The sequence below is a fragment of the Mesorhizobium kamtschaticum genome (assembly GCF_056174585.1).
Map to the genome: position 1 here is coordinate 2,411,587 of NZ_CM149691.1, position 18,229 is coordinate 2,429,815.

The 18,229-nt window shown below is 62.6% G+C and carries 14 protein-coding genes and 1 pseudogene; 1 reads left to right on the top strand and 14 read right to left on the bottom strand.

Features of this window, described 5'->3' with window-relative positions; all coding sequences use genetic code 11:
- Positions 1-8: 8 nt before the first annotated feature.
- The 12 genes and pseudogenes from AC0V7N_RS11925 to AC0V7N_RS11980 all read right to left on the bottom strand — a co-directional run bounded on the left by AC0V7N_RS11925 (position 9) and on the right by AC0V7N_RS11980 (position 14,461).
- Positions 9-1,637: a GMC family oxidoreductase gene (locus AC0V7N_RS11925; protein ID WP_475457646.1), complete on the bottom strand. Its 1,629-nt coding sequence runs from the start codon at positions 1,635-1,637 to the stop codon at positions 9-11.
- 12 nt (positions 1,638-1,649) lie between these two features.
- Positions 1,650-2,410 (bottom strand): annotated as a pseudogene (locus AC0V7N_RS11930) (3-ketoacyl-ACP reductase).
- A complete protein-coding gene (locus AC0V7N_RS11935; protein ID WP_475457648.1) occupies positions 2,407-3,909 on the bottom strand; it encodes a GMC oxidoreductase in 1,503 nt (500 codons plus the stop codon). Before AC0V7N_RS11935 ends, AC0V7N_RS11930 begins: the two are co-directional and overlap by 4 nt.
- 88 nt (positions 3,910-3,997) lie before the next feature.
- Positions 3,998-5,113 (bottom strand): ABC transporter ATP-binding protein, encoded by a 1,116-nt coding sequence (locus tag AC0V7N_RS11940; RefSeq protein ID WP_475457650.1) that lies wholly within the window; start codon positions 5,111-5,113, stop codon positions 3,998-4,000.
- Positions 5,114-5,133: 20 nt separating this feature from the next.
- A complete protein-coding gene (locus AC0V7N_RS11945; RefSeq protein WP_475457652.1) occupies positions 5,134-6,078 on the bottom strand; it encodes a carbohydrate ABC transporter permease in 945 nt (314 codons plus the stop codon).
- Positions 6,075-7,031 (bottom strand): carbohydrate ABC transporter permease, encoded by a 957-nt coding sequence (locus AC0V7N_RS11950; RefSeq protein ID WP_475457654.1) that lies wholly within the window; start codon positions 7,029-7,031, stop codon positions 6,075-6,077. Before AC0V7N_RS11950 ends, AC0V7N_RS11945 begins: the two co-directional genes overlap by 4 nt.
- 153 nt (positions 7,032-7,184) lie before the next feature.
- The gene (locus tag AC0V7N_RS11955) at positions 7,185-8,438 is read right to left on the bottom strand and encodes an ABC transporter substrate-binding protein (protein WP_475457657.1); all 1,254 of its coding nucleotides are present in this window, start codon (positions 8,436-8,438) and stop codon (positions 7,185-7,187) included.
- A gap of 58 nt (positions 8,439-8,496) precedes the next feature.
- Complete coding sequence (locus tag AC0V7N_RS11960) at positions 8,497-10,008, bottom strand: aldehyde dehydrogenase family protein (protein WP_475457659.1); 1,512 nt, start codon at positions 10,006-10,008, stop codon at positions 8,497-8,499.
- A gap of 14 nt (positions 10,009-10,022) precedes the next feature.
- The gene (locus AC0V7N_RS11965; RefSeq protein WP_475457661.1) at positions 10,023-10,799 is read right to left on the bottom strand and encodes an enoyl-CoA hydratase/isomerase family protein; all 777 of its coding nucleotides are present in this window, start codon (positions 10,797-10,799) and stop codon (positions 10,023-10,025) included.
- Positions 10,792-12,342: an acyl CoA:acetate/3-ketoacid CoA transferase gene (locus AC0V7N_RS11970; RefSeq protein ID WP_475460285.1), complete on the bottom strand. Its 1,551-nt coding sequence runs from the start codon at positions 12,340-12,342 to the stop codon at positions 10,792-10,794. Before AC0V7N_RS11970 ends, AC0V7N_RS11965 begins: the two co-directional genes overlap by 8 nt.
- Before the next feature lie 47 nt (positions 12,343-12,389).
- Positions 12,390-13,355 carry a Gfo/Idh/MocA family protein gene (locus tag AC0V7N_RS11975; RefSeq protein ID WP_475460287.1) on the bottom strand — a complete coding sequence of 322 codons (966 nt, stop codon included), beginning with the start codon at positions 13,353-13,355 and terminating at the stop codon, positions 12,390-12,392.
- 47 nt (positions 13,356-13,402) lie between these two features.
- Complete coding sequence (locus tag AC0V7N_RS11980) at positions 13,403-14,461, bottom strand: LacI family DNA-binding transcriptional regulator (RefSeq protein WP_475457664.1); 1,059 nt, start codon at positions 14,459-14,461, stop codon at positions 13,403-13,405.
- Positions 14,462-14,701: 240 nt separating this feature from the next.
- On the opposite strand from AC0V7N_RS11980, the gene AC0V7N_RS11985 reads away from it, so the two are divergent.
- Entirely contained in the window at positions 14,702-15,856 is a 1,155-nt protein-coding gene (locus AC0V7N_RS11985) for a dihydrodipicolinate synthase family protein (RefSeq protein WP_475457666.1), read from the top strand.
- Positions 15,857-16,910: 1,054 nt separating this feature from the next.
- Here the strand turns inward: AC0V7N_RS11985 and AC0V7N_RS11990 are convergent.
- Both AC0V7N_RS11990 and AC0V7N_RS11995 read right to left on the bottom strand, forming a co-directional pair.
- Complete coding sequence (locus tag AC0V7N_RS11990) at positions 16,911-17,339, bottom strand: hypothetical protein (RefSeq protein ID WP_496627850.1); 429 nt, start codon at positions 17,337-17,339, stop codon at positions 16,911-16,913.
- Positions 17,336-18,208 (bottom strand): hypothetical protein, encoded by an 873-nt coding sequence (locus AC0V7N_RS11995; RefSeq protein ID WP_496627851.1) that lies wholly within the window; start codon positions 18,206-18,208, stop codon positions 17,336-17,338. The genes AC0V7N_RS11990 and AC0V7N_RS11995 overlap by 4 nt, the downstream gene beginning before the upstream one ends.
- Between the last annotated feature and the right edge of the window lie 21 nt (positions 18,209-18,229).

Sequence of the window (18,229 nt, forward strand, 5' to 3'; positions counted from 1 at the left end):
TTTTGCTCCTAAGCAGCCCGGTTTCCGGAAAACACAGCCGGCGGCAGCGGCTCGCGGCCGAGCACCAGATCGGCGCCCTTTTCGCCGACCATGATGGTCGGGGCATTGGTGTTGGAGGAGGGCACACGTGGTATCACCGAGGCGTCGCAGACGCGCAGACCTTCGATGCCGCGCAGCCGCAAATCCGGTGTCACCACCGCCATGTCGTCATGGCCCATGCGGCACGTTCCGACCGGATGATGGTCGGTCTTGGAGGTACGGCAGGCATAGTCGAACAGCTCGTCGTCGCTGGCGAGTGACGGGCCAGGCAACACTTCGCGCAAGACATAGGGCTGCAGCGCCTTCTGCCGCATGATCTCGCGCGCCAGCCGCAGCCCCTTGATCGACATGGCGCGGTCATAGGGATCGGACCAGTAGTTGGGATCGATCAGCGGATGGTCGGCCGGATCGGCGCTCTTCAGCCGCACCGTGCCGCGCGAGCGCGGCCGCAGGAAGGCCGAGTTCAAGGTGACGCCGGGATTGTTCAGCTTCTCGACGCCGGCCTCGATGCCGGAGCCCAGACCGAGATGGAACTGGATGTCGGGCGAGGCGGCTGTGGGGTCGGCGTACCAGAAGCCACCGGTCTCGAACAGGCTGGAGGCGACCGGCCCTTTCTTCAAAAGCAGATATTGCAGGCCGGCCCAGGCCGTGCGGTGCAGCTTGGCGTAGTTGTCATAGGTGTGATCGCCGGTGCATTCGGCGATGACGAACAAGTCGAGATGGTCCTGCATATTGGAACCGACGCCGGGCAGGTCATGCACCGGGGTGACGCCCACCGATTTCAGATGATCGGCCGGGCCAATGCCCGACTGCATCAGCAGCTTCGGCGAGCCGATGGCCCCGGACGAAACGATCACCTCGCGATCGGCGCGCAGGATTTTTGTCTCGCCGCCAGGTCTGTCGACAATCTCGACGCCGATGGCGCGGCCCTTCTCGACGACGATGCGGGTCACCAACACGTCGGTCCTGACCGTCAGGTTCTTGCGCGCGCGGATCGGCTTGAGATAGGCGACCGAAGCGGAGGAGCGCCGGGCGTTCTTCTGGGTCAACTGGTAGTAGCCGACGCCTTCCTGGGTGGCGCCGTTGAAGTCCGGATTGAAAGGGATGCCCATCTCCTGGCCAGCGCGGAAATAGGCTTCGCAGATCGGCAGCGGCGAGATCGGGTTGGACACGCCGAGCGGGCCTTGGTCGCCATGAAAGTCGTTGGCGTAGCGCTGGTTGTTCTCGGCGCGTTTGAAATAGGGCAGCACGTCGCGATAGCCCCAGCCGGCGAGGCCCTCTTCCTTCTCCCAGGCATCGTAGTCGCGGGCATTGCCGCGCGTGTAGATCTGGGCGTTGATGGAGGAGCCGCCGCCGACCACCTTGGCCTGCGTGTACCAGAAGACGCGGTCTTTCATGTGCTTTTGCGGCACGGTCGACCAGCCCCAGGAGGCAATGCCCTTGGTCATCTTGGCAAAGCCTGCCGGCATGTGGATGTAGGGGTGCCAGTCCTTGCCGCCGGCTTCCAGCAGCAGCACGGAATTCGTCGGGTCCTCGCTCAGCCGGTTGGCCAGGACACAGCCGGCCGGGCCGGCGCCCACGATGATGTAGTCGGTCATATCAGTATCCACCTACAACCGCGGCACGGAGAGCGCGCCGTCGACATTGATGATCGAGCCGGTCGAAAAGCCGAGCTTGCCGGCGGCGAGCGTCGCCACCACCGCGCCGATGTCTGACGCTTCGCCCAGCGTTTTGCCGGCACCAGTCCACCCTCGATGAGGGCATCGTATTTGGCGGTCACGCCTGCCGTCATGTCGGTGCGGATGATGCCTGGCCGCAACTCGAAGACGCCGATGTTTTCAGGCGCGAGCCGCAGCGCCAGGTTCTTCACCCACATGGAGAGCCCGGCCTTCGAGATGCAGTAGTCGGAGCGTTCCGGCGAGGCCATCTCGGCGCTGACCGAGGTGACGGTGATGATTGATTTTGGGTGATCGCCGGGTGCCGCCAGCATCGCCTTGGCTATGGCCTGGCTGAGGAACACCGTGCCACGCAGATTGATGCCCATCGTGCGGTCGAAATTTTCCGGCTTCAGTTCGAGCAGATCGCCGCGCACCATGGCGCCGACGCCGGCATTGTTGACCAGGCAATCGATGCGGCCGAAGGCGCGCATGGCGGCATCGACGAGTGCGGCGTGGCTATCGAGATTGGCGATGTCGCATTGGGCGTAAGCGAATTTCGCGCCGCGTGCGGCGATGTTCTCGGCCAGTCCGTCTGCGGCTTTCTGGGCCAGATCGGCGACCACGAGGTCGAATCCAGCATCGGCCAGCGCTTCCGCACAGGCCAGCCCAATGCCGCGCGCGCCGCCGGTGACGATGGCAGCGGGGCGGGTCATGCGGCAAGCTCCACCTTGCGGATGTGCTCGGCCACGCGCAGTGCCTGAGCCGCGATCGACAGTGCTGGATTAACCGCAGCCGAATTCGGCAAAAAACTGCCGTCGACGACGAACAGGTTCTGGTGGTCGAAGGCGCGGCAGAACGGATCGAGCGGCGCGGTCGCGGGATCGTCGCCCATCTTGACCGTGCCGCACTGGTGCGAGGGCGTGCGCTTGTCGAAGGGGCGCGACAGCACGAGGGGATAACCGCAGGCGCGGAAGTTTTCGCGCATCACCTTGGTCAGCCCGTCGAGCGACTGCATGTTGGAGCGCCGCCACTGCATGACGATGTCCTTGCCGTCGACCATGATGCGGCTTTCGGGATCGGGCAGGTCCTCGCACATCAGGTACCAGTCGACGGCATGGCCGGCCATGAAATCGAGCGCGAATCTCGGCGCGTATTTCACGTTGGCCCTCAGCATGTTGCCGTCGATCTTGCCGAGCAGTTGGACATTGCCGAGCGGTTTGCCGCCCTTGCCGTCGGAGAGATAATAGTCGTTCAGCATCAGCGTCTTCTGGTAGACGGAATCGTTCCTGCGGCGCGGATCGATGGCCAGCATGGCGCTGGAATTGTGGTTCATGAAATTGCGGCCGACCTGGTCGGAACGATTGGCAAGGCCTTTGCCATCGGATGAGGGCGAGCGCAGCAGGATGACGGCCGAATTGACCGCGCCGGCGGAGAGGATGACCAGTTTCGGCGATACTTTCTTCAACTCGCCATTCTGCCGGTAGTGGATGGCGGCGATTTTTTTGCCGTCGGCGGCCGCTTCGAGATACTCGACATAGCAGCCGGTCTCGAGCCGGATGTTGCTGTCCTTGAGCGCCGCCGCGAGCGGTGCGGTCTGGGCGTCCATCTTTCCCTGGCCGGTGTTTGGAAACGCGTCCCAGCCGGTTTTTCCCTCCTTCAGCCAGGTGTCGATATCAACGCCGAGGGGCAAAGAGGCCGGATGCAGGCCGAGGCCCTTGAGCTCGGCGCGGGCTCGCGCGATCGGTGCTTCGTCGGGCACTGGCTTGAAGGCATAGGGGATCGAGTGGAAGGGTTCGGTCGGATCTTCGCCCAGCGTACCGCGCACGCGAAACAGCTGCTCGGCCCTGGAATACCAGGGCTCGAATTCGTCATAGGAAAATGGCCAGGCTGGCGAGACGCCGCCGAAGTGGCCCATGGCGGAAAAATCTTCCTTGCGGTAGCGGATCAGCACCGCGCCATAGAATTTCGAATTGCCGCCGACATAGTAGTAATTGCCGGGATTGAAGGCGGCACCGCCGGCCTCGCGCCACATCTCCTTTGGCCGATAGTGGCCGTCGACGAAGATCGAGCGCGTGTCGCGTGCATGCGGGGTTGCCGGCAAGGGCTCGCCGCGCTCCAGCATCAGGATCGAGGCGCCGCTGCCGACCAGACCGGAGGCGATCGTGGCGCCGCCGATGCCGGAGCCGATGATGACGATGTCCGGATTTGTCATGGTCTAAATCGCGTCCTGACGCGCTTTAGGTTTTTGTTTTGATGCATGTCGTTGCCCCAAAACCGGATCCACTTTTGGGCGACATACATTAGCGAATGCGGTTCTCGGTCGCCGGATCGAAGAACACCGCCTTGGTCAGGTTGAAGGCGAGCGGCGTGCTGGTGCCCGGCTGGATGTTGGCGTCGGCGCGCAGCCGCGCCACAACGGGCTTGCCGCCGAGATTGGTGACCGCGAAGGTGTCGGAGCCGGCCGGTTCGACGACCTCGATGTGCAGGTCGGCGGTGGCGATGTTCGAGGCATTGCGCTCGGCGCCCTCCGGATCGGTCAGCGCTTCCGGCCGCACGCCGAAGATGATCGGCTTGCCCTGGAATGCCGAGAGACCCGCCGGCGCATTGGCCATCGGCAGCGTGATCGGCTCGCGCGCCTCGCGCTGCAGCACGACGGACAGCGCATTGCCCGATGTGGCGATGGTCGCCGGGATCAGGTTCATCGCCGGCGAGCCCATGAAGTCGGCGACGAACAGGTTGGTGGGGTTGTTGTAGATTTCGGCCGGCGTGCCGAACTGCTGCACCTCGCCGTCGCGCATCACGGCGATCTTGGTCGCCAGCGTCATCGCCTCGATCTGGTCGTGGGTGACGTAGACGATGGTGGTGCCGGTGGTGGCATGCAGGCGCTTGATCTCGATGCGCATGTCGACGCGCAGCTTGGCGTCGAGGTTGGACAACGGCTCGTCGAACAGGAACAGTTTGGGGTCGCGCACCAGCGCCCGGCCCATGGCGACGCGTTGGCGCTGGCCGCCGGAGAGTTGGCTCGGCTTGCGCTGCAGGAGGTGGCCGATCTGCAGCACCTTGGCCACCTTGTCGATCGCCTTCTGGCGCTCATCGGCCGGCACGCCGCGCATCTCCATGCCAAAGGAGATGTTTCCGGCCACCGTCATGTTCGGATAGAGCGCATAGCTCTGGAACACCATGGCGATATCTCGCTTAGAAGGGTGCAGATCGTTGATGGCGCGACCGTCGACACGAATCTCGCCCTCGGTGATCTGCTCGAGGCCGGCAATGGTGTTGAGCAAGGTGGACTTGCCGCAGCCGGATGGGCCGACCAGCACCAGGAAGCCGCCTTTTTCGAGTTCGACATCGATGCCCTTCAGGATCTCAACATTCCCGAAGCGCTTCTTCAACCCGTCAATTTCCAGAAAAGCCATGGTCGTTCCTTCAGAATTGGTCAGCCCTTGACCGCGCCCGCCATCAGCCCGCGCACGAAATAGCGGCCGGCGACGACATAGACGATCAGGGTGGGCAGAGCCGCGATCATCGCGGCCGCCATGTTGACGTTGTATTCGACGACGCCGGTCGAGGTGTTGACGACATTGTTGAGCGCCACGGTCATCGGCATGGCGTCGCCGGTGCCGGCATAGGCCGAGGCGAACAGGAAGTCGTTCCAGATGTTGGTGAACTGGTAGATGACGGTGACGACGAAGATCGGCATCGAGTTCGGCAGCATGATGCGGCGGAAGATCTGGAAGAAGGAGGCGCCGTCGACCTGGGCGGCCTTGATCAATTCGGTCGGGAAGGCCTCGTAGTAGTTGCGGAAGAACAGCGTGGTGAAGCCGATGCCGTAGACGACGTGGACGAAGACGAGGTTGACCGTCGAATTGCCGAGACCGAAGCTTGTTCCGACCGAGTTCTGCAGCGTCACGCCGAAACGGCCGACGCTGCCGAGGATCGTCGCCATCGGCAGCAGCACCGACTGGAACGGGATGAAGCAGGCGAACAGCATCAGGCCGAACACCAGCGTCGCGCCGCGAAAGCGCCATTTGGTCAGCACATAGCCGTTGAGCGCGCCGAGCATGGTCGAGATCAGCACGGCCGGAACCACCATCTTGATGGAGTTCCAGAAATAGCCCTTGATGCCGGCGCAGGTGAGACCGACGCAGGTCTCGCCCCAGGCTTTCAGCCACGGGTCGAAGGTCGGCGCCTTGGGCAGCGCCAGCATGTTGCCGTTCTGGATCTCGTCCATGGTCTTGAACGAGGTGACCAGCATGACGAAGAGCGGCATCAGGTAGAACAGCGCAAACAGCGCCAGCAGCCCGTAGATGACGACACGGTTGAGGGTCTTGGTGCTTATACCGCTAGAGGCCTGGCGGGCAGGGGTGGCGACAGCGCTCATCGCGGTTTCTCCCGCAGTTCCGAATAGAGGTAGGGCACGATGATGGCGACGATGGTCATCAGCATGATCACCGCACTGGCCGAACCGACGGCCATCTCGTTGCGCTTGAAAGTGTACTCATACATGAAGTTGGAAGGCAGCCAGGCCGAGCCACCGGGGCCGCCTGAGGTCAGCGCCACGACAAGATCGTAAGACTTGATGGCGAGGTGCGCGAGCACGATGAAGGCCGACAGGAAGATTGGCCGCAGCAGAGGAATGACGATGCGGCGATAGAGCTGGAAGGTGGTGGCGCCATCGATCTGCGCCGCCTTCATGATCTCGCCGTCGATGCCGCGCAGGCCGGCCAGGAACATCGCCATGATGAAGCCGGAGGCCTGCCAGACGCCGGCGATGACCACCGTGTAGATGACGAAATCCTTGTTCTTGATCCAGTCGAAGTGGAAGCTCGTCCAGCCCCACTGGTGCAAGGTCTGTTCGAGGCCGAGACCGGGATCGAGGAACCATTTCCAGGCGACGCCGGTGACAATGAAGGACAGCGCCATCGGATAGAGGTAGATCGGCCGCAGCACGCCTTCGCCGCGGATCTTCTGGTCGAGCAGGATGGCCAGGAACAGGCCGAGGGCCAGGCAGATGGCAATGTAGAGAAAGCCGAAAATGCCCATATTGGTGATCGACGTATACCAGCTCGATGGCGGGTCGGTGTCGAAAGTCCAGCCCCACAGCCGCTGATAGGCGCGCGAGCCGGTGATGACATAGGACGGGAAGGTCTTGGAATTGGTGAAGGACAGATAGATCGTCCACAGGATGAAGCCGTAAACGAAGACGATGGTGATGGCGAAGCTCGGCGCCAGCACGATCTTCGGCAAGGCATCCTGCAGGCGCGAGCGCACCGAGGCGCGCGGCCTGACATGCTCCGGCTTCAGCTTGATCTGGCTTGTTGCTACCGTGCTCATGAGCTCCTCCCGTTTCGGGTCGTCCATGCTCTGCCGTCAGGCGGCAAGGCGGCCCGTGCATACGGGTCCTTGGTCGGCATGGTGTTGAGCCGGCCAATCGTTGAGATAAAACCTCCCCCGCCGAAGCGGGGAAGGTGTTTTCAGGCTTGACGCTTACTTGGCGTCGTCGATCGCCTTGACCAGCTCGGTCACGGCTTCGTCCGAGGTCTTGATCTGACCATGGACGAACTTCGAGACGACATCCTTGTAGGCATTGGCGACAGCCGGAGGCGCGCCATAGCCCTGGGCCAAGGAGCCGAACAGCGTGCCGCCGTCGTTGGCCTTCTTCAGGTCGGCGATGCCCTTCTTGCCGCAAGCGTCGAAGTCGGTGTCCGGAACGTCGGTACGGGCCGGAACCGAACCCTTGACGACGTTGAAGGCCGACTGGAAGCTCTTCGACAGGGTGGCGGTGGCCAGTGCTACCTGGGCGGCCTTGCGGTCGTCCGGAACGTTGAACATGCCGAACATGTCGGAGTTGTAGATCACGGAGCCGTCGGTGCCCGGGAAGCGATAGCACAGGAAGTCCGTGCCGGGGGTCTTCTTGGCGGCGTGGAACTCACCCTTGGCCCAGTCACCCATGACCTGCACCAGGGCATCGCCCTTGATGACCATGGCGGTGGCAAGGTTCCAGTCGCGGCCCGAGAAGTTCGGGTCGACATAGGTGACGAGCTTGGCGAGGTTGTCGAACGACTTCTTCATCGTGTCGGACTTGAGCGAAGCATCGTCGAGGTCGTTGAAGGCCTTCTTGTAGAACTCAGGTCCGCCGGTCGACAGCACGACCGAATCGAACATGGTGGCTTCCTGCCAGTTCTGGCCGCCGAGCGCGAGCGGGATCACGCCTGCAGCCTTGGCCTTGTCGAGCAGGGCAACGAAGTCGTCGAAGGTCTTCGGCTCGGTGCCGCCGATCTTGTCCATGACGGCCTTGTTGATCCACAGCCAGTTGACCGAGTGGACGTTGACCGGAGCCGCGACCCACTTGCCTTCATAGACCGAGAACTTCTGCAGGGCCGCCGGAACCGACTTGTCCCAGCCTTCCTTCTTCGCCGTCTCGGTCAGGTCGCCCATGACGCCGGCCGCCGCATAGTCGAGCACGGTGTAGCCGAGCATCTGCGAGGCGGTCGGGTAGTTGCCGGCCGCGACCATCGCCTTCAGCGCGGTCATGGCAGCGTCGCCGCCACCGCCGGCCACCGGCACGTCCTTCCAGGCATAGCCTTCCTTGGCCAGATCGCCCTTGAGGACGTTAAGAGCGGCCGCTTCGCCACCCGACGTCCACCAATGCAGCATCTGCACTTCCTTGACGTCCGCGGCATGCGCCGAGAACGCAAAGCTCGTCGCAAGAGCCGTTCCGATAAGCAGTTTGCGCAACATGTACTTCCTCCCTTGTTGCATTACACGACCGGTGGAAGCCCACCGGGTTCTTCCAAACTCAGCCGACCCACCATCCGGTGCGCTGGCCGCGATGAAACTGGATTGTCTTTTCCTCGGTATAATCTTCGACGGCGCGCTTGCCGAGTTCGCGTCCGAGACCGGACTGCTTGTAGCCCCCAAAAGGCAGCTCGGGATAACCTTCCATGAATGTGTTCACCCAAACCGTCCCCGAACGCACCCCACGCGCCACCGACATGCAAGTGTCGATGCTGGCGCTCCACACGCCTGCAGACAGACCATAGGGCGTGTTGTTGGCGATGTGCAACGCCTTTTCAATCGTTTCAAAAGTCAGCACGGAGAGCACCGGGCCGAACACTTCCTCACGCGCAATCGCCATGCTCTCGGTGACGTTGCGTAAGATGGTGGGGTCGAGATACTGGCCGGCATTCGAGGCCAGTTGCTTGCCGCCGCTGTAGACATTGCTGCCTTCGCCTGCGGCTGCCGCCACGTAATCCGTCACTTTGGTCAGATGGTCGGACGAGATCATCGCGCCGACCTTGGTTCGATCATCGAGCGGATCACCGACCTTCACCCTGGCGGTAAGTGCCTTGACGGCGGCAAGAAAATCGTCGGCGATCGCCTCGTGGACGATCAGCCGGCTGCCGGCATTGCAGCATTCGCCGGCGTTGAAGAAGCCGCCGAACACCGCCGCGTCGGCGGCTGCCTTGAGGTCGGCATCCGGGAAGACGATCTGGCCGTTCTTGCCGCCGAGTTCCATCGAGACCTTCTTCAGCGACTGCGCGGCCGACGCCATGGTCATCTTGCCGACGCGGGTGGAGCCGGTGAACGACACCATCTCGACCAGGGGATGGTTGACCATCGGCGCGCCGACATCGGCTCCCAGGCCGGCAAGGATGTTGACGACGCCTGCAGGCAGGCCGGCCTCGAGCAGGATGTCCCCCAGCACGAAGGTCGAGGCCGAGGTCATCTCGCTCGGCTTGACCACGGCCGTGCAGCCGGCGGCGAGCGCGAAAGGCAGTTTCTGGCTGACGATGAGGAACGGGAAATTCCATGGCGTGATGATCGACACGACACCGATCGGTTCACGCACGACCACGCCCAGCATGGCGTCGCCGAGATTGGCGTAGCTCTCGCCGTGCAGCGTGCGGGCGAGAGAAGCGGCATAGCGCCAGATGTCGACGGCGCCGCCGATCTCACCGCGCGCCTGGGCGATCGGCTTGCCGGATTCCAGCGCGTCGAGCCGGGCGATGTCTTCCAGCCGCGCCTCGATCAGGTCGGCCGCCTTGAGCAGGATCGCGGCGCGTTCGGAGGCTTTCATGCGCGGCCAGGGGCCGGTCTCGAACGCTTTGTGCGCGGCCTGCACCGCGGCTTCCACCTCGGCCTCGCCGGCCTGCGCATAATGCGAAACGGTGAAGCCGTGGCCGGGGCTCTTGCGTTCCAGCGTGCGGCCGTCGCGGGCATCGACATGCTTGCCGTCGATCAGCAGCCTGTAAGCCTTTGGTGCTGCCGAAGCTTCCGCGGGCATGGCGATGTTGAGGGGGGCGTTCATCAGGATTGTTTTCTCTAGCTTCTTGAAAATGCCGGCTTCTGCTTGGTCTTGAAAGCAGTCACGCCAGCCTTGAGATCGCCGGTGAGCGCGATGAAGCCGCTGGCCAGTGCTTCGGTCGCGGCGGCACTTTCCTCGCCTTCGGCCACCGCGATCATCAGCTTGGCCGCTTCCGTCGCCAGCGGGCCGCGCTCGGCGATCTTTTCAGCCCAACTTTTGGCTTCGGCTAACCCACCGCCGGTTTCGACAACTCTGTCGACGATGCCCAGAACGAGTGCCTGGGCCGCCAGGAAAACTTCACCACCCAGCGCCATGCGCCGCACCGTCTGTGCGCCGAAGCGGCGCACGGCGCGCTGCGTGCCGGACCAGCCGGGCACGACGCCGATCGAGGTTTCGGGGAAGCCGAGCTTGACGTGTGTTTCCGCGACCCGGAAATCGCAGGCGACCGCCAGTTCCAGCCCGCCGCCCAGCGCATGGCCGGACAGCACGGCGATGGTCGGTTGCCTGAGCCTGGCCAGCCGGTCGAAGACGCGGTGGCCGTAGCGCACCCATTGCACCTGGAAATCAGCGGCGCTCATCTGCGCCCACGCCTCGACATCGCCGCCGGCGCAAAAGCCCTTGCCTTCGCCGCGGACCAGCACGACGCGCACACCTTCGGCCAGCTCCGCTTCGTCGAGCGCGGCTTCGAGCGCGCGCAGCATCGGAATATCCAGCGCATTGAACTTTTCCGGCCGGCGCAAGGTGACGATGCCGATGGCGCCGTCCTGCTCGAAGGTGACGAGGCGCTCAGCCATGCGCGCCTCCGAGCGAGGCGCCGCCATTGAGCGACAGGCCGATCGGTTGATCCTGATAGAGCGCTGACGGCGTCACCTTGAGATCGTTGGCGACACCGAGCGGTGTTTCGGACTGCGCCAGCACATCGCGCTCGAGGTCGATGCCGGGCGCCAATTCCGTCACCATCAGCCCATCGGGCGTCAGCTTCATCACGCAGCGCTCGGTGACATAGGTGATGTCCTGGCCCTGCGCGACCGCGCGCTTGCCGGAGAAGGAGATGTGCTCGACCTCGTTGACCACCTTCTTGACCTTGCCCTCCTGGTCGATGCGGATGCCACCATCGGCCAGCGAAAGCTTGGCGCCGGCATTGAAGAAGCCGGAGAAGACGATCTTCCTTGCCCGCGCGGTGATGTCGACAAAACCGCCGGCGCCGGCGGTGACATGCGGCCGTGCCGACAGTTTCGAGACGTTGACCGAGCCGTGGCGGTCGATCTGCAGGAAAGACAGCAGCGAGGCGTCGAAGCCGCCGGCCTGGAAATAGATGAACTGGTGCGGCGAGGGCATGAACGCGTCGGCGTTCGACGAGCAGCCGAACTTGAAGTCGAGCAGCGGCACGCCGCCGACCGCGCCCTGCTCGATCACCCAGGTGACCTTGCCGTGCTGGCCTTCTTCCAGAAGGATGCGCGGCACATTGGCCGAGATGCCGAAGCCGATGTTGACGGCCATGCCGTCGCGCAGCTCCATGGCGACGCGGCGCGCGATGACCTTCTGCACGTTCATCTCGGCATTGCGGAAGGTCGACAATGGCCGGAAGATCTCGCCCGAAATCGCCGGGTCGTAAGGCGTCAGCGTCGTCTGCAACTGGTCGGGCGCGACGACGATGTGGTCGACCAGCACGCCCGGCACACGCACATCATGCGGCTTCAGCGTGCCGTTCTCGACGACGCGCTTGACCTGCGCGATGACGACACCGCCATTGTTGCGGGCGGCGAGCGCCTGTTCGAGGCCACCGAGATAGGCGCCCTCATGCTCATAGGTGAGGTTGCCGCGCTCATCCGCCGTGGTGGCGCGGATGATCGAGACCTGCGGCACGATCGAGCGGAAATAGAGCCATTCCTCACCGTCGAACTGCTGCACAGACACGATCGGTTCGCTGGCGGCGGCGTTCATGGCGCAGCCCTGGTGACGCGGGTCGGCAAAGGTATCGAGACCGACCTTGGTCAGCACGCCCGGCCGCTTGGCGGCGGCCTCGCGGTGCATGTCGAATAGGATGCCCGACGGCACGTTGTAGGCGGCAACCGAATTGTCGCCGATCATCTTCCAGATCTGCGGCGGCTCGGCGGAAGAGGGGCCGGACGGGTAGGAGCCGCACAGCGTACGCTTCAACAGGCCGGGCTTGGCGAGATGGTCGATGCCCTTGATGCCATACATGTCGCCGGCGGCGATCGGGTGCAGCGTGGTGATATTTTTTGGGTGGCCTTCCCCGTCGAAGCGTTCGCCGATGGCGGCCAACACCGCGTCCGGGCAGCCGAGGCCGCTCGACGACGACACGGAAACGACCATGCCATCCCTGATCAGGCTGGCTGCCTGCGCTGCGGAAACGACCTTGCTCAATTCATGCTCCCGAGTTTCGGGTCGATCTTGATGGCCTTGCCGGAGTTGGCCGATTGAAGCGCCGCCTCGGCTGAGGCCAGCGACCAGATGCCGTCCTCGCCGGTGGCGGCAGGTTGGCCCTCGCCGCGGATCGCGGCGTGGAACTGGCGCACGGATCTTGTGTAGAGATCCCCGCGATCGAAGCTCAGCTCCTCTTCGCCATTGGCCGTGCGCAACAGCACCGAGCCATCCGGCTTCTGGGTCATCACATTGCTGGCGATCAGCGAGCCTTCCGAACCATGCACCTCGAAGCCGGTGCCGGCGAATTTGGTGGTGAAGCCTTCATGCGACTGGGCGATGAGGCCGGACTTGAAGCGCCAGATGCACATGGCGCCGTCTTCCAGTCCGCTGCCGGCCATGCCGGCGACTTGCGTGAAGGCCGAGACCTCGACCGGATCGTCGCCCAGCACGAAGCGCAGCGTGTCGGCATCGTGCACGGTGATGTCGAGCACGACGCCGCCGCCGGCCTCCGGCCTGGTGATGCGCCAGCCCTGCAGAGTCTCGGGCAGATAGACGGAATGGAAGACGCGTGCGGCGATCGGCTTGCCGATGCGGCCGGAGGCGATGGCGTCGCGCATGGCGCGATGCGCGCCGGCATTGCGCAGATGATGGTTGGTGCCGAGCACGATGCCCGCGGCCCTGGCCGCAGCGACCATTCTGCGCGCGTCGGCGCTGGTCAGCGCCAGCGGCTTCTCGCACAGGACATGCTTTCCCGCCTTGATGGCGGCGAGCGCCTGTTCGAGATGCAGTTCGTTGGTGGTCGAGATGTAGACGGCGTCGACATCCGCACCGAGGAGGCCGCCGAGCGTCGAGACGGCAAGCGGGATGTCGTTTTCCCCGGCATAGGCCTTCGCGCGTTCGGGACTGGAACTCATCACCGCCGTGATCTCGCCGCCCTCTTGCGCACGAATGGCATTGATCATGAATTGCCTGGCGATCGTGCTGGCGCCGATCAGCCCCCATCTGATACTCACGCGGCGCCTCCCGTTCCCGTAGCCCTGTTTCGCGAACGGCGATCCGGACCGCAGCTTTCCCTGACCACGAGATTGACCGCGCCGATATGATCCTCGGCCCGCGTGGTGCGCGACTGGATCATTTTCAGCATGACGTGGGCGGCGCGTTCGCCAAGGCCCGCCGAGTCCACAGCGACGCTGGTCAAAGCCGGCATGTAATGCTCGGCCTCGGCCACGTCGTCGAAACCGACGATGGCGAAATCCGCACCGGGCTCAAGCCCACGCTTGCGCAAAGCCAGCATGGCGCCGAAGGCGACGGCATCGTTGAAGCAGAGGGCAGCGGTCGGCGGTTCAGCCATCGCCAGAGCCGTTTCCAGGCACGCGATACCGCCTCTGCGGCTGGTCTCGCCCTCGACGACCAGCGTGTCGCCCGCGGCGATGCCTTGCGTCTCGCAGGCTTCGCGAAAGCCGCCAAGGCGCTCGTGATAGACCACCAGATCGGACGAGCCGCCGAAGAAGACCAGCCGGCGATGTCCCTTGCCGATGAGGTGAGCGGTGGCGAGATAGGCGCCGCGATGATTGTCGGGCGCAATCACCGGGATGCGGCTCTCAGGCAAGCGGCGCATGGCGAAGACCACCGGCAGGCCCGCCATCTCCAGGCGGCGGAAGGCGCCTGGCGTGGTGCCGCGCGCCGGCGACACGATGAGGCCGGCAACGCCTTGCTCCATCAGCGACTTCAGCACCTCTTCCTGGCGCACCGGATTCTCTGCCGTGTTGGCGATGAACGGCACGATACCGGCCGACTGGAAGACGCGCTCCATGCCGACCGCCAGTTCGGCGAAAAAGGGATTGGTGAGATCGTTGATGACCATGCCGATGACGTTGGAATGGGCCTTGCGCAGATTGGCGGCGCCGCGGTTGTAGACATAGCCGACATCCTCGATCGCCTTGCGCACCTTGACCGCCGTCTCAGGCCGGATCAGCCCACTGCCCTGGAGCACGAGCGACACCGTCGATTTGGACACGCCCGCCTCGCGGGCAATGTCGAAGATCGTCGCCTTGGCCCGGCTGGCCATCCTGATATCTCCTCCCGGTTTTCCTGATCAGATTTATTGGAACGTTCTAATCATTGGTTCAATCGTGAGTCAACCGAGAATTTTTCTCAGCCTGAAAAGCCGATTGTGCGTACTCAAATGGCTTGGCTTATAAGGCTTTCCGTGCTGCAACGCAGCATTTGCCCGCCAATGCGCTCCCAATCTAAAGGTTCTTGATTTATTGGAACGTTCCATTTATAGGCGCTGTGAAGGGAGAGATCGATGGACATTGCCTTGCCTGGTGAAGGTGGCCGCAACACCCGTTACGCGCTTGTCGGACAACCGGTGCAGCCTGACATCGGCGCGCGCTTTTCGCGCATCGCCTATGCCGCTGCGCATGTCGTTGCCGATCCCCATGAAATGACCGATCCATGGTCGCGGCCCGTCGTCGACTGGGACAGGACGATGGCGTTCCGCCATCATCTGTGGCGGCTCAGCTTCCGCATCGCCGAGGCGATGGACACGTCGCAGCGCGGCATGGGCTTCGACTGGGCCAATGCGAAGGAATTGATCCGCCGTTCGATCGCCGAGGCGCGAACGGTTCCGGGCGCCGATCTAGCCTCGGGCGCCGGAACCGACCACCTGGCGCCGGCCGCCGCCAGGACGCTCGACGACGTAATCGCTGCCTATGAGGAGCAGTTCGCTTTCATCGAAGGGCAGGGCGGCAAGGCGATCATGATGGCAAGCCGCGCACTGGCTACAGTGGCGAAGGGGCCGGACGACTACGCCGCCGTCTATGACCGCATCTTAAGCCAGGCCTCCGGCAAGGTCATCCTGCACTGGCTGGGTGACATGTTCGACCCGGCCTTGAAGGGCTATTGGGGCAGCAACGATTTCGAGACCGCGCTCGATACGGTGGTCGCCATCATCGAGCGCCACGCAGGTAAGGTCGAAGGCATAAAGATATCGTTGCTCGATGCCGGCAAGGAGGTTGCGCTCCGCAACCGGCTGCCGGACGGTGTCGTGATGTTCACCGGCGACGACTTCAACTATCCCGAGCTGATCGCCGGAGACGGCAACAGGCATTCGCACGCGCTGCTTGGCATTTTCGACGCCATCGCGCCGGTCGCCAACGCCGCCCTGGCAAGGCTCGCCGCGGGCGATCAGGCCGGCTATGACGCGCTGATGGCGCCGACGGTGCCGCTATCGCGAAAAATCTTCGAGGCGCCAACCGAATATTACAAGGCCGGCATCGTCTTCATGGCCTGGCTGAACGGCCACCAGGACCACTTTACGATGGTCGGCGGCATGCAGTCGGCGCGCGGCATCCGCCATTATGCCGAAATCTTTCGCCTTGCCGACCAGGCAGGTCTGCTGGCCGATCCCGACCTTGCTGTATCGCGGATGAAGAGCCTGTGTGCCGTAGCAGGCGTCTGAGCCGAACGAGATTGGGTGGAAGTATCCCCCCTGCCTCGGGGATTTGCGGAGGTGCAGGAGAGGCAGCCCTGCGAGATCTACAATCTCGGCGCCCAGAGCCACGTCCCCGGTTCGCCGTGGCTTGGCGTGTATCATTTTAATACAATCCCCAATTGGTAGACTCGCGCGAGACTCCGGCAGTTAATCCCTCCCGTCAGGCCAAAAGGAGGGAAAGGCCGCAGACCGGGAGGAAACGATGTCTGTGCAAAAAGAAGATTATCGAACGAACAAAGCCGACTATGTGATTGCTGCGACGTATGGCCGAACGGCCGCGGATGATGGTGACCGCGATGAGCTCCTGGCAAAGGGAAGTTCCTGCGGCTAAGAGATCGGCGATTCGCCAAATTGGCGGCAAACCCGGCGGAAAGCTCGCCAGGGCCGAAAGCCAGACCGCGTGGTTAGCGCCGGCAACTCGTTTTAGCGAGTTGAACGCATGAAAAGCCCCGCCGACCGGGAGTCAAGCGGGGCTTTCTGGACAAGGTTTTGGGATGTCCAACGATCCGAGAGGATCGGTTTCAATGTGGCGCCCTCTTCGATCCAGCGCATCGGCCGAATAGATGAAGGCCGACCGATCGGACGTCCGCCAAGAACAACGACTATCTGCGCTGGCAAGGATTCCAGGCGCTCACGCTTGTTCAGGACGGCGTGGAAATGGTGACCGATAATGGTGGCTCGATCCGGCCATTATCGTGGAGCGGCCGACGCGACCGGCAAAAAAGCTCGGCAGAGCTATCGCCTATGTCTGGATGGTGGGCGTGACAGGGCTACCCACCGTCGTCTCGAAGCCCAATGCTGCTGGGCATTCTGGCAAGACCGGGAGGCGCAATGCCTCCCTTCAATGCCTCACCACATACTAGGTGGGAGGCATTTGAGCAAATGTCGAAGAGCTGATTGAGTGGAAAAGCCAGGGAGGCCCGCCTGAGGCATGCGGACAAGGACGGTGAAGTATCCTGAGTTGCCGCCAAAAGCTCTCCAACGGGGCTGCTGGGCGCGCTGGCGGCGACTTTGGTTCGGTTTACCGGCCTTCTCCAGCTCCGGAACTTTTCGATACTGCGTACATCGTGGCGAAGGAAACGGTCATGATGGCCGCCACAACAAAAATGCAGCCACAGAGGTCCCACATCGAGGTGACCATGCTCTGCACGACGCGGGTGCGGGGCCAACTGAGGAAAAGGCGAGAGCCGTAACACCAGATCGCTAGCACCATTGAAACTACTAGTAGGTTCTTGCTTATTCCGAGCTTGTACGCGCGATCCCACGAGCCACCGATTAGAACAAAGACGACCGATAGGAATACAGAAAGGGCGAGCGAGGTGTTGACCAAAGCGCGAGGCATATCTGGCCGCAGGATTGCCGTATTTTTGAAAAGATCAATCCATTCGTTAGCAAACGTAAGTGCTACACTTGGCGTGACACTGAATACAGCGTCAAAAATCTTCTTCACTGTTTTGGACCGAACATAGGCATAGGTATGGACCCCACAATGCGGTTGTCCAAGGAAACAAATTCATAGTAGGCTGTAACTGGCACTACGCTGGCCTCTGCACCGGAGATCCTAAAGACGATATCGCCTTTAGTGCCTAGCGGAGTACCTTCCTTATTCGTTTCGAAGAACGCTTTGTAGTACGCATCCTGGGCCTTCAGGAATACAGGTCGCACCCTGATATTGTCAGGGTTGCCATCCGGTCTTCCCTTGTATCGTTGAGCGCTGTAAGTGAAAAAGCTCTCCAGCGCACCGTCCCTAGGAACGATACCAATTACCCCATCAATCTCCAGCATTGTATCGTGAGGCTTATTGGGATCGCTCGGGACAAATACACGAACCTGATCTGTGTACCCGTCCTCTGGTATCCCAGCTTCGGCCTGTTCGGAACCGCCCGATGTGTTCGAGGCGATACATGGGTTGTCTTTTGCGTTCTCCTGTTCGTCTATTTTTGAGCCCATGAACTGTGCGTCCGTATAGTCACCAAGATTTCCGTACTTTATGCAACCATTGACCGCTCTCGGGCTGAGATCGTTGCTTACCCGTGGTTCTACTCGTACCTCATCTGATGGCACATAAGTGTCTTTTGGACCGGCTACATGCCAGGTGACGAGTAAGTCCGTATCGCGGTCAAGATTTCCGACACATGATACATATCGGCGTAGCTTACCGGTTTCTTCGACCCAGGAGTTGGTGACGAAGTTGAAGTTGCCAACATGGTGTTCTTGTCGAGTGTCGCCTCTCGGGCAATCCGCTGCGTACGACGGTGACGGAACGGCGACAAATGTGCCCTGAAATAGAACGAAGGCTGCCTGCTGGTAGATCTTCATGGAACCCCCAAAAACGCGCCA